Below are 11,320 nucleotides of genomic sequence, written 5' to 3'. Positions count from 1 at the left end.
GCGGTCTCGCCCGTGATCAAGCGGCGGAGCAGGGTGCGGACCAGGGAGAACCAGCGCAGGACGAACTCGGCGAAGAGCATGCCGCGACGGCCCAGCAGGTCGTCGCCGTCACGCCGGCCGAACACCGGCGCCAGCCGCCCGAACCAGTGCCGCCCGCCCGCGTTGCGCCGGTAGGCCGCCCGATAGCCCGAGGCGGCCAGGTCGTCGGCCAGCCGGTGCGCCTGCGTGGTCTTGCCGGACCCGTCCATGCCGATCAGAGCGATGGTGCGCGGCAGCCGGTCCATGGCAATCGACGGTACTCGGGCCTGTCACGCGAATAGGCTCGGCCTGCAGCGGCGGACTGCGGTCACGCGCCCTTCAGTCCCTGCGGAAGGCGTGTGCGGACCGGACATCTCGGGTAGTCGTTTCTGGCACATGTTTGGCTACGAACGGAGATCGCCATGCCGCACCGGGTGGACGAAGGACTCGCCACCACGCTCAAAAGGGTCGCGTCGGTGCTCAAGCAGGCGGAGATCCCCTTCGCGCTGGGTGGCAGCTTCGCGGTGTACGCACACGGCGGCCACTCCAGCGATCACGACGTCGACTTCCTGATCCGCGAGCAGGACAAGGAGCGCGCGCTCGAGGAACTGGCGGCCGTCGGTTTCGAGGTGGAGCAGCCGCCCGAGGACTGGCTGGTGAAGGTCTTCGACGAGGGCAGGATGGTGGACCTGATCTACCGCCCCGTCGAGTCGCCGGTCACCGACGCCACGCTCGCCGACTCGGTGATCCGGCCCGTCGAGGCGATCGCCATGCCGGTGGTCTCGGCCACCCAGCTCATGGTGCACAAGCTGCTGAGCTACACCCAGCACTACTGCGACTTCGCCACCGGACTGCCGGTGGCGCGCTCGCTGCGCGAGCAGATCGACTGGGACCGGGTACGCAAGGAGACCGCCCAGTCGCCGTACGCGGAAGCCTTCCTGGTCCTGCTGGACCGCTTGGACGTGGTTCCGCAGACTCATGGAGGTTGAGATGACACATCAGTCGGACTACCTCGAGGAGAGCATCCAGCGGCTGCTCACCGAGGACGGCCGGATCGCGGAGCAGGGCATCACCGTGCAACGCCGGGAGCAGACCCTGGTGCTGGGCGGCGAGGTGGAGAGCGCCGAACGCCGCGACGAGATCTGCCGGCAGATCACCGCCAACTTCCCGGACGTCGAGATCACCTGTGACATCGGCATCACCCGGACGTCGGCACCCGCCGAGGTGGAGGAGATTTCATGATCCGCATCGCCGCGGTCGGCGACGTGCACGTCGACCGGGACGTGGTGGGCCGCTACCGGCCCGCCCTGGACCAGCTGCCCGAGGTGGCCGACGTGCTGCTCATCGCCGGCGACCTGACCCGGCACGGCACGCCCGAGGAGGCCGCCAGCTTCGTCGAGGAGTTCGGCGGACTCGGCGTGCCCGTGGTCACCGTGCTCGGCAACCACGACCACCAGAGCGACCGGCAGGACGAGGTGACCGCGGTGCTCACCGGCGCCGGGATCACCGTGCTGGAGGGCGCCGCGACGGTGCTGGAGCTGAACGGGCACCGGCTCGGAGTGGCGGGCGTCAAGGGCTTCGGCGGCGGGTTCGGCGGAGCCTGCGCCAGCAACTTCGGCGAACGCGAGATGAAGGACTTCGTGCAAACCACCGAAGTGAGCGCGCAGCGGCTGGAGGCGGCATTGACCTCGGTGGAGTGTGATGCGCTGGTGGCCCTGACCCACTACGCCCCGGTGCCGGAGACGCTCGCCGGCGAGCCGGTGGAGATCTACGCGTTCCTGGGGGCGTACCAGCTCGGGCGGGCGATCGACGCGGCGCCGACCGCGCTGGCCCTGCACGGGCACGCGCACCACGGCTCCGAACGGGGGCGTACGCCCGGCGGGGTGCCCGTCCGCAACGTGGCCCACCCGGTCATCAAGCAGGCGTACAACGTGTACCAACTGCTGTCCGACGAGGCCGACGTCACCCTCGTACACGCCTAGGTTTCTGATTTCAGGGCATCGGGTATCTGATCGACATGAGCTTGTTGCTATGGATTCTCGCAGTCATCCTCGTGGTCGCCGGCATCCTCGCGCTGTTCCGGCGGCAGGTCCTCTGGGGCGTCGTCCTGATCGTCGTCGGTCTGCTCGTCGGACCTGGCGGCGTCAGCATCTTCACCTGATCGCCCTGCACCTTCCCCCCTGTTCCGACGAGCAGAACCGGACCACTGGACGCAGTGGCCCGGTTCTTTTTTTTCGCCCGTTCCGCCCGGGTGTCACCCGCACACGCTGTGCGTTGGAGTGATACCGATAAGTGACTGAATACCTCGCGAAAAGACTCCCCGACATCTCGCGAGGTGCGCAAATCGTGGCCGAGGTCCATCACTTCACCTACGGCGCTTTCAACCCCGTGGCCGCCTACCTGCTGGCTTTCCTCGGTTCGTTCCTGGGCCTGCTCTGCACCGGGCGGGCGCGCGCCGCACGTACCCGTGGCCGCCGCAACCGGTGGCTGGTCATCGCCGCCTTCTCCATCGGCGGCGCCGCGATCTGGCTGATGCACTTCACCGCCATGCTGGGCTTCGACGTGCCGACCAGCCCGGTCCGGTACGACATCGCGTTCACCATGATCAGCCTGGCGCTGGCGGTGCTGACCGTGGGCGCCGGCCTGATGGTGGTCGGGCACGGGCGGCGCAGCCTCACCAAGACGGTCGTGGCCGGCTCGCTCACCGGCATCGGGGTCCTGGCCATGCACTACACCGGCATGGCCGGCATGCACGTCTCCGGGCAGATCCACTACCGGCCGGCGCTGGTCGTCGCGTCCGGCGTCATCGCCGTGGTGGCGGCGACCGTGGCGCTGTGGTTCACCCAGTCGGTCAAGGGCTGGGCGCCGATCACCGGCGCGGCCGCGGTGATGGCGGTGGCGGTGTGCGGCATGCATTACACCGGCATGGCGGCGATGAGCGTCGAGCTGGACCGGGTCGCCGGCCCGGCGATCAGCGGGATCCGGCCGCTGATGATGATCGTGCCGATCACGGTGGTGACCGCGGCAACGATCGTCGCCATGGCGCTGAGCGCCCTGCAGGCGATGACCGACGAGGAGTTCACCAACGGCGCCGGCACGCCCCGGCGCGGGGTGCACGCCGAGAACCCGTGGTCGCTCAAGCAGGCCTCCGCGATCGCCACCCGCCGCACCCGCCCGTCACCTCGCCCGGTCCCCCGGCGTGAGCCGGTGACCCCGGCCGCCGAGGCGACGACGACCGCTTCCTGACCTTGTCCCCCGAACGGGCGTGACGTCCGGTATACCTGATCGACATGGCGTCCCGGATGTTGCTGTCGATGCCGCTGCACGCGATCACCGAGGTGTATGGCGAGGCGGGCCTGCGTGACCGCTTCGCCCTCGAGCTGGAGAGCTTCCCGGCCGGCGAGCGCGAACGGCTCGAGCGGGCGCTGGCGCTGGCCGCGAGGCTGCACGCGGACGACCGCCGGGTGCGCGAGCCGTACCTCAACCACCTGCTGCGGGTGGCGATCCGGATCCTGCGCTACTACGGCATCCGGGACGTCGACGTGATCACCGCGGCGCTGCTGCACGACGCGGTCGAGGACCACCCGGACGAGCTGTCCGGGCTGCCCGCCGATCTGGGTCATGCGGCGCTGACCGATGCCGCGGTGGACGAGCTGGCCAGGCTCTTCAACCCGCGGGTGGCCGAGCTGGTGCGGTCGGTGACCAATCCGGAGTACGACCCGGAGCGCGACCGCAACGAGCAGTACCGGATGCACGTCGCGGAGAGCCTCGACCGTGACCCGTGGGCCCGCGTCATCAAGGTGTCCGACTTCACCGACAACGGCGTGGGGGTCATCCACACCACGTACGAGAAGGCCTACAAATCGGCGCACAAGTATCGTGCGCTGGTGCCGAAGCTGCGTGAACTGGTCGGCCGGCCGGACACCCCGCTGTCGATCGAGGCCAAGGACCACATCCTCGACCAGCTCGACCTGGCGGAGGAACGCTTCGCCGCCATTCTCGACGGATAGCCTTCAGGCATGCCATCCTCAGCCCCGCCACCGCCCCGGACCGGACTGAAGGCCGTGCCATCCTCAGCCCCGCCACCGCCCCAGTGGTGGCGCGACGCCGTCATCTATCAGATCTATCCCCGCTCGTTCGCGGACGCCGACGGCGACGGCATGGGCGACCTGCCCGGCATCACCTCGCATCTCGGCGACCTCGTCGACCTCGGGGTGGACGCGGTCTGGCTGTCGCCGTTCTACCCGTCACCGCAGAACGACGCAGGCTACGACGTGGCCGACTATCGCGACGTGGATCCGCGGTTCGGGTCGCTGGCCGACGCGGACAAGATGATCAACGAGGCGCACGCGCTCGGGCTCAAGGTCATCATCGACCTGGTGCCCAACCACACCTCGAGCGAGCACCCGTGGTTCCAGGCGGCGCTGGCGGCCGGACCGGGCAGCTCCGAGCGCGACCGCTACATCTTCCGGGACGAGCCGCCGAACGGCTGGCGCAGCACCTTCGGCGGCAGCGCGTGGACGCAGGTCGACGACGGGCAGTGGTATCTGCACCTGTTCGACGTCACGCAGCCCGACCTCGACTGGGACAACCCCGAGGTCCGCGCCGAGTTCGTGGCGGTGCTGCGGTTCTGGCTCGACCGCGGCGTCGACGGCTTCCGGGTGGATGTGGCGCACGGGCTGGTCAAGGACCGGGATCTGGCCGACTGGGAGTATCCGGAGTCGTCCGGGCCGTGGATCGTGCCGCCGGACGACCGGCGCCCGCCGATGTGGGATCAGGACGGCGTCCACGAGATCTACCGCGAGTGGCGGCAGGTGCTCGACGAGTACGACGACCGGATCCTGGTCGCCGAGGCGTGGGTGCAGCCGCTCGAACGCCTCGCCCACTACGTCCGGCCCGACGAGATGCACCAGGCCTTCAACTTCGAGTACCTGTTCGCCGGCTGGACCGCGGCGGACCAGCGGGCCGTCATCGAGAAGTCGCTGGCGGCCAACGACGCGGTCGGCGCGGTCACCACCTGGGTGCTGTCGAACCACGACGTGAGCCGGCACAGCTCCCGGCTCGGGCTGACACCGCCGAACGGCCGGCGCAGCGGGATCGGGCCGAGCGACCCGCAGCCGGACTCCGCGGTGGGGCTGCGCCGGGCGCGGGCGGCCACGCTGCAGATGCTGGCGCTGCCCGGATCCGCCTACCTCTACCAGGGCGAGGAGCTCGGCCTGCCGGAGCACACCACGATCCCGGACGAGTTCCGGCAGGACCCGGCGTGGTTCCGCAGCAACCACGCCGACTACGGCCGGGACGGCTGCCGGGTGCCGATCCCGTGGGAGGCCGACTCGCCCTCGTACGGATTCGGGCCCTCCGACAAGAGCTGGCTGCCGCAGCCGCCGGTGTGGGCCGAGTACGCGTTGGACCGCCAGCGCGACGTGCCCGGCTCGACGTACGAGATGTACCGGTCGGCGCTGCGCCTGCGGAAGGAGCACGGCCTCGGCGTCCGGACGCTGGACTGGCAGCCGGTCGAGGGCGACGTGCTCGCCTTCCGCACCGGCGACGTGCTCGTGCTGACCAACCTCGGCGCCGAGCCGGTCGAGCTACCGGTCGGGGCGACCGTCCTGTTGAGCAGCGAGCCGCTCGACGGAGGCGGCCGGGTCCCCACCGACGTCACCGTCTGGGCGCAGGTGTGACTCGCGGGCGGCCAGCAGCAGCTCGTGCGTGTCCGAGATGTCCTTGGCGACGGTGCGGCTCGCCAGCCAGTACATGATCCCGGTCGGCACGAAGAAGAACTGGAACGCGGCCAGCCCGACGGCGTAGTTCAACGGCGGCGGGAAGGCCGTGGCCAGGCCGCGGAAGGCGACGCCGACCAGGGCGTTGCCGCCGGCCCGGCCGAACCCGTTGACCAGGTTGCCGAGGCTGTAGACGGTGCCGCGGTGCTCGGGCGGGTTCACGTCCGAGATCATGGCGAACCAGTTCGGCGAGTTCGCCGACGTCAGGGCCAGCGCGAAAACGGCGGTGGCCAGGCAGGCCCCGACCGTCGGCTCGGTGAAGACGTTGGCCAGCACCGCGCCGATCACCGCGCCGGAGCTGCCGCCCTCGGGCACGGTGATGCGCATCGGCACGAAGAACAGCACCACGTAGAACGGGACCGCGGCGAGCACGCCGACCGCGGCGACCAGGGCCCGCCCGCGCGGGGTGCGGCGCTGCAGCCGGTCGCCGACCAGACCGCCCAGGATGGAGAGGGCGCCGCCGAGCTGGAAGATCGTGGCGAAGGCGCTGCCGACCAGCACGGCGGTGCTCGCCGAGTAGCCCTGGTCCTCGGCCCGGGCGCGGAACAGCACCGGCAGCCACACCAGCGACCCGAACGCCACCTGGGCGGAGAACCCCTGCAGGATCAGCCAGACGTTGGTGCGCCGGCGCAGGATCACCGGCAGATGGTCGTGGTGGATCCGCTCGTCGTAGTCGATGCCGGCCAGCTCGGGCTGGCTGTCGCCGCGCGGCACGTTGTAGGTGAACAGGTACGCGATCGCCGCGATGACGCCGGCCCCCGCGGTGACCAGGAACGGACGCCGCCAGTCGTCATGCCCGAGCAGGCCGCCGACCATCGTGCCGGCGATCGTGCCCAGGCCCTGGGACAGACCCCAGAAGCTCATCACCAGGCCGCGGCGCTTCGGTGAAATCAGGTCGCTGACCACGGCGAAGCTGACCGAGGCGACCGCGCCCAGCCCGAAGGCGGCGAGCACCTGCGACATCAGGAACGACGGGTAGCTCTCGGACAGCCCGGACCAGACCGTGCCGGCCACCCAGATGCCGGTGCCGATGAGCAGCACCGGCTTGCGGTCGGTGCGGTCGCCCGCGTACGCGAAACCGATCGCGGCCACCGCGCTGACCAGGAACATCACCGTGGTGGCCAGGGCGATGTGACCCTCGCCCACGTGGAGCTCGGCGCCGATGAAGCCGTAGAGCGGCGGGACCAGCCCGATCGCGACGTTGTCCAGCGACGCGAGGACGACGAAGACGATCACGCTGTAGGCGCGATGTGCCTTACTGCCCCGCATGGTCACGGATAGGAAGGTTAGCCGCCCGGGCGGTCGACCACCGCGTCACGGGCCGCGGCGTACTGCTCCCTGATCAGGGGAACGCTCGTGTCCTCGTACACCTCGGGGGTCTCTGCCGACCACGAGGGCGGTGCCGCGCCGCCCGCGGCGACCCACGCGGCCTGGCGGGCCGCGCCGTCGGCGACGTACTCGCCCGGCGGGGGCACCAGCACCGGCAGGCCGAACAGGGCCGGCGCGATCCGGCGCACCGCCTCACTGCGCGCGCCACCGCCGACCAGCACGATGCGGTTGGCCCGGGCGCCGTTCTCGACGAGCGCGTCCAGGCCGGCGGCGAGCGCGCACAGCATGCCCTCGACCGCGGCCCGCGCCAGGTGCGCCGGATCGGAGGTGCGCAGCGTGAGGCCGTGGATCGCGCCCGTGGCGAGCGGCCGGTTGGGGGTGCGCTCCCCCTCCAGGTACGGGATCAGCACCAGCCCGTCGGCGCCCGCAGGGGCGGAGAGGGCCAGCCGGGACAGCTCGTCGTGGTCGACGCCGAGCAGCTTGGCGGCCGCGTCCAGCACCCGGGCCGCGTTGAGCGTGACCACGATCGGCAGGAAGCGGCCGGTGCAGTCGGCGAACCCGGCGACCGTGCCGCTCGCGTCGTTGGGGGCCACGTCGCTGGAGACGAAGACGGTCCCGGACGTGCCGATCGAGATCACCACGTCGCCGGGCTGCGCGCCGGTGCCCAGCCCGGCCGCCGCGTTGTCGCCCGCGCCGGGGCCGAGCGGGGCGCCGTTGGGCAGATGCCCGGCCACCCCGGTCGGGCCGAGCACCTCGGGGGTCCGGATGCGCCGGCCGAAGCCGAGCTCGAGCAGGTCGGGGCGGTATTCGTTGGAGGCCGCCGACCAATAAAGGGTGCCGCTGGCGTCGCTGCGGTCGGTGCGCAGGTCCTTCTTCCCGCCGAGCTTCCAGGTCAGCCAGTCATGCGGCAGGCAGACCGAGGCGACGCGGGCGGCGTTCTGCGGCTCGTTGCGGGCGAGCCAGCGCAGCTTGGTCAGGGTGAAGCTCGCGACGGGGACGATGCCGACCGCGTCCACCCAGGCCTGTGCGCCACCCAGCTCGTCGATCAGCTCGGCGGCGGCGCCGGCGCTGCGGGTGTCGTTCCACAGCAGCGCCGGGCGCACCACCTCGCCGTCCTCGTCCAGCACCACCATGCCGTGCTGCTGACCGGCGACCGAGGCGGCGGTCACGTCGTCCAGGCCGCCGGCCTCGTCGATCGCCTGTTGCAGGGCCGACCACCACGCGTCCGGATGCACCTCGGTGCCGTCCGGATGGGTCGCCCGTCCCTGCCGGACCAGCTTCCCGGTCTCGGCGTCACGAATCACGACCTTGCACGACTGGGTGGACGAATCGATCCCGGCAACCAACGACATAGTGTTGATCCTCCCAGGTGAATGGGCTACCCGCGCTGCGGAGCGAGGCCAGTCAGCCCCGTGCCCGCATCAAGTGCTCCAGCGCGAGCTGATGCAGCTGCACGAATCCGTATCCCTGGGCGCCGGCCGCGTCGGCGTCGTAGTCCTCGAACGCGCCGCGGTCGCTGAGCAGGTCCTGGTATGTCTCGCCCTGGTTCAGCGTCGGCGTCTCGAGCTCGAGCACCTTGCTAGCACGCAGCGCCTCCTGCACCTCCGGGTCGGCCCGGAACGCCTGCGCCCGTTCCTTGAGCAGCAGGTACATCCGCATGTTGGCGATGGCGGAGTTCCAGACGCCGGTCATGTCCTCGGTGCGCGACGGCTTGTAGTCGAAGTGCCGCGGGCCCTCGTACACCGGGCCGCCGCCGACCGGGCCGTGCTCGAGCAGGTCCACCAGCGAGAACGCGTTGACCAGGTCGCCGTGGCCGAACACCAGGTCCTGGTCGAACTTGGGACCGTGCTGGCCGTTGAGGTCGATGTGGAAGAGCTTCTTGTGCCACAGCGCCTGGGCGATGCCGTGGGTGTAGTTGAGGTTCGACATCTGCTCGTGCCCGGTCTCGGGGTTGATGCCGAAGAGCTCGGGCCGCTCGAGCTCCTGCACGAACGCGATGGCATGACCGGCGGTCGGGAGCAGGATGTCGCCGCGGGGCTCGTTGGGCTTGGGCTCGATCGCGAAGCGCAGGCCGTAGTTCTTGTCCTCGGAGTACTGCGCGAGCAGGTTGAGCCCCTCGCGGTAGCGCTCGAGGGCGGCGTACACGTCCTTGGCGGAGTCGTACTCCGAACCCTCCCGGCCGCCCCAGATCACCAGGGTCTGGGCGCCGAGCTCGGCGGCGAGGTCCATCTGGCGGAGCACCTTGCGGATCGCGAACCGCCGCACCGAACGGTCGTTGCTGGTGAAGCCGCCGTCCTTGAACACCGGGTGGGTGAACAGGTTGGTGGTCACCATCGGGACCACCATGCCGGTCTCGTCGAGCGCCTTCTTGAAGCCGGCGATGATGCCGTCGCGGGTGGGTGCGTCGCTGCCGAAGGGCACCAGGTCGTCGTCGTGGAAGGTGATGCCGTACGCGCCCAGCTCGCTGAGCTTGTGCACCGCCTCGATCGGGTCGAGCGGCGGCCGGGTCTCGGTGCCGAATGGGTCGCGGGCCTGCCAACCGATGGTCCACAGGCCGAAGGAGAACTTGTCCTCGCGGGTTGGCTGTACCGACACGGTGACCTCCACGTAACACGAATGATTTGTTTATTGGTTGAATTATTTGGCGGCGGTGTGGCATTGTCAAGAGCGTGACGACGCGCATCCAAGGCGCCTCCTCGGCGCCGGTGCGGCAGTCGAGCGTTCGTGCCCACAATCTCGCGCTCGTGCTGCGAACGGTCGCGAACAGCGAAATTCCGATCTCCCGCGCCTCCACCTCGGCCGTCACCGGCCTGACCCGGGCGACCGTCTCCGCGCTGGTGGACGACCTGATCGCGGGTGGGCTGCTGACCGAGCACGACCCGGCGCCCCGATCCGGCGCGGGCCGGCCGGCCGCCGGCCTCGCCCTCAACCCCGACGGTGCGTTCGGGCTGGGCCTCGAGGTGAACGTCGACTACCTGGCCGCCTGCGCGATCGACCTGAGCGGTGTCGTGCGGCGGCGGGTGGTCGAGGATCATGCGCAGGGTGATCTGGCGGCGATGGCCCGGCTGGCGCGGCCGTTCGTCGACGACTTCCGGCCCGCTGCCGCCGCCCTGGCGGTGCCCGGCCTGGTCTCCGGCGACGGGCTCATCCGGGTGGCGCCGAACCTCGGGTGGCGCGACGTGGACGCGGCGGCGGCCCTCGGCTTCCCGGTGACCGTGGACAACGAGGCCAACCTGGCCGCTCTCAGCGAGTTACGCGCCGCCGGCGGGCGGCCCAGCTTCATCTACGTCTCCGGCGAGATCGGCGTCGGCGCGGGCATCGTGCTGGACGGCGAGCTGTATCGCGGGGCCCGCGGCTGGAGCGGCGAGATCGGCCACCTCACCGTCGACCCGGACGGCCGGCCCTGCCGGTGCGGTGCCCGCGGCTGCCTCGAGCAGTACGCCGGCCAGGAGGCCATCCACGACATCGACGGGGCGGCCACGGCGCTGGGCGTCGCCCTCTCCGCCGTCGTCAACCTGCTCGACCTGGACACCATCGTGCTGGGTGGCATCTACGGCCCCCTGCTGCCCGAACTGCAGCCCGGTATCGAGCGCGAGCTGCGGCGCCGGGTGCTCACCTCGGACCTGGCCCCGGTGACGCTGCGGGCCGCCGCCCTGGGCGCGGACGCGGCGATGCGGGGAGCGGCCGAGTCGGTGATCCGCGCCGTCATCGACGACCCGGCGACCTTCCTCAAGCCCCAGGTGGCGGGCCTCAAGCCCTAGGCGGTGCGGGCCGCCTGGTCGGGCTCGGCCGCGGCGCCGGCGAACTCGGTCAGGCCGCGGATCAGGGCATCCCGCCCGGCCGGCGACATCCGGTCGAGCACGGCGCCCACCATGGACAGTCGCGCCGCCCGCAGGTCGGCGAGGAGCTGGCGCGACGACGGCGTCAGGTACAGCGCGATCTCGCGGCGGTCCAGCCGGCCGGGCACCCGCTCGACCAGCCCGGCCGCCACCAGCCGGTCACAGAGCCGGCTGGCCGAGGACAGGATCATGCGGAGCCGGCCGGCCAGCCCGCGCAGGTTGATGCCCTCGTCCTTCTCCACCACCATGAGCGCGTTCAGCTGAGGCGAGGACAATCGCGGTGTGCTCTGCTCGCGAGCCGCGTCCCAGAAGGCCAGCAAGGCTTGCGCGGCGTCGTCCAGCGCCGCGGCGCGC

At 71.0% G+C, this 11,320-nt stretch carries 12 protein-coding genes and 1 pseudogene; 8 read left to right on the top strand and 5 right to left on the bottom strand.

All coding sequences use genetic code 11. From position 1 onward, the window contains the following. A pseudogene (locus AB0M20_RS08975) lies at positions 1–284 on the bottom strand (thymidylate kinase); the annotation flags it as partial. Positions 285–440: 156 nt separating this feature from the next. Between AB0M20_RS08975 and AB0M20_RS08970 the strand changes: the two are divergent. The 7 genes from AB0M20_RS08970 to AB0M20_RS08940 all read left to right on the top strand — a co-directional run bounded on the left by AB0M20_RS08970 (position 441) and on the right by AB0M20_RS08940 (position 5,699). Further along, a complete protein-coding gene (locus tag AB0M20_RS08970; protein WP_364296066.1) occupies positions 441–1,007 on the top strand; it encodes a nucleotidyltransferase in 567 nt (188 codons plus the stop codon). A 1-nt stretch (position 1,008) separates the two neighbouring features. Beyond that, positions 1,009–1,260, top strand: a complete 252-nt coding sequence (locus tag AB0M20_RS08965) for a hypothetical protein (protein WP_364296064.1) — start codon at positions 1,009–1,011, stop codon at positions 1,258–1,260. Further along, entirely contained in the window at positions 1,257–2,000 is a 744-nt protein-coding gene (locus tag AB0M20_RS08960) for a metallophosphoesterase (RefSeq protein WP_364296062.1), read from the top strand. The genes AB0M20_RS08965 and AB0M20_RS08960 overlap by 4 nt, the downstream gene beginning before the upstream one ends. Positions 2,001–2,035: 35 nt before the next feature. Further along, positions 2,036–2,179: a GPGG-motif small membrane protein gene (locus AB0M20_RS08955; RefSeq protein WP_364296060.1), complete on the top strand. Its 144-nt coding sequence runs from the start codon at positions 2,036–2,038 to the stop codon at positions 2,177–2,179. Positions 2,180–2,364: 185 nt separating this feature from the next. Next, entirely contained in the window at positions 2,365–3,264 is a 900-nt protein-coding gene (locus AB0M20_RS08950) for an MHYT domain-containing protein (RefSeq protein WP_364296058.1), read from the top strand. A gap of 44 nt (positions 3,265–3,308) precedes the next feature. Then, the gene (locus AB0M20_RS08945; protein ID WP_364296056.1) at positions 3,309–4,028 is read left to right on the top strand and encodes an HD domain-containing protein; all 720 of its coding nucleotides are present in this window, start codon (positions 3,309–3,311) and stop codon (positions 4,026–4,028) included. A gap of 9 nt (positions 4,029–4,037) precedes the next feature. Then, positions 4,038–5,699 carry a glycoside hydrolase family 13 protein gene (locus AB0M20_RS08940; protein ID WP_364296053.1) on the top strand — a complete coding sequence of 554 codons (1,662 nt, stop codon included), beginning with the start codon at positions 4,038–4,040 and terminating at the stop codon, positions 5,697–5,699. Here AB0M20_RS08940 and AB0M20_RS08935 read toward each other — a convergent pair. Genes AB0M20_RS08935 through xylA form a run of 3 tightly spaced genes read right to left on the bottom strand, consistent with a single transcriptional unit; the run spans position 5,607 to position 9,722 of the window. Further along, a complete protein-coding gene (locus tag AB0M20_RS08935) occupies positions 5,607–7,067 on the bottom strand; it encodes an MFS transporter (RefSeq protein WP_364296051.1) in 1,461 nt (486 codons plus the stop codon). The genes AB0M20_RS08940 and AB0M20_RS08935 overlap by 93 nt on opposite strands. A gap of 17 nt (positions 7,068–7,084) precedes the next feature. Then, on the bottom strand, positions 7,085–8,479 hold the full coding sequence (gene xylB / locus AB0M20_RS08930; RefSeq protein WP_364296049.1) for a xylulokinase: 1,395 nt from the start codon (positions 8,477–8,479) through the stop codon (positions 7,085–7,087). Positions 8,480–8,531: 52 nt separating this feature from the next. Next, positions 8,532–9,722 (bottom strand): xylose isomerase, encoded by a 1,191-nt coding sequence (gene xylA / locus AB0M20_RS08925; protein ID WP_364296047.1) that lies wholly within the window; start codon positions 9,720–9,722, stop codon positions 8,532–8,534. A gap of 74 nt (positions 9,723–9,796) precedes the next feature. On the opposite strand from xylA, the gene AB0M20_RS08920 reads away from it, so the two are divergent. Next, entirely contained in the window at positions 9,797–10,888 is a 1,092-nt protein-coding gene (locus AB0M20_RS08920; protein ID WP_364296045.1) for an ROK family protein, read from the top strand. Here AB0M20_RS08920 and AB0M20_RS08915 read toward each other — a convergent pair. Then, a partial coding sequence (locus AB0M20_RS08915; RefSeq protein ID WP_364296043.1) for a MarR family transcriptional regulator occupies positions 10,885–11,320 on the bottom strand: 436 nt, incomplete at its 5' end. The two genes, AB0M20_RS08920 and AB0M20_RS08915, sit on opposite strands and share 4 nt — an antisense overlap.

This window comes from Actinoplanes sp. NPDC051633, from assembly GCF_040681735.1.
Lineage (GTDB): Bacteria > Actinomycetota > Actinomycetes > Mycobacteriales > Micromonosporaceae > Actinoplanes.
This window is presented reverse-complemented; position numbering and strand designations above follow the sequence as displayed.

Bases quoted from the DNA above. Each gene is read 5' to 3' on its own strand.
- AB0M20_RS08960 (WP_364296062.1), top strand. From the start codon at position 1,257: ATGATCCGCATCGCCGCGGTCGGCGACGTGCACGTCGACCGGGACGTG.
- AB0M20_RS08955 (WP_364296060.1), top strand. From the start codon at position 2,036: ATGAGCTTGTTGCTATGGATTCTCGCAGTCATCCTCGTGGTCGCCGGC.
- AB0M20_RS08945 (WP_364296056.1), top strand. From the start codon at position 3,309: ATGGCGTCCCGGATGTTGCTGTCGATGCCGCTGCACGCGATCACCGAG.
- AB0M20_RS08940 (WP_364296053.1), top strand. From the start codon at position 4,038: ATGCCATCCTCAGCCCCGCCACCGCCCCGGACCGGACTGAAGGCCGTG.
- xylB (WP_364296049.1), bottom strand. From the start codon at position 8,479: ATGTCGTTGGTTGCCGGGATCGATTCGTCCACCCAGTCGTGCAAGGTC.
- AB0M20_RS08935 (WP_364296051.1), bottom strand. From the start codon at position 7,067: ATGCGGGGCAGTAAGGCACATCGCGCCTACAGCGTGATCGTCTTCGTC.
- AB0M20_RS08970 (WP_364296066.1), top strand. From the start codon at position 441: ATGCCGCACCGGGTGGACGAAGGACTCGCCACCACGCTCAAAAGGGTC.
- AB0M20_RS08965 (WP_364296064.1), top strand. From the start codon at position 1,009: ATGACACATCAGTCGGACTACCTCGAGGAGAGCATCCAGCGGCTGCTC.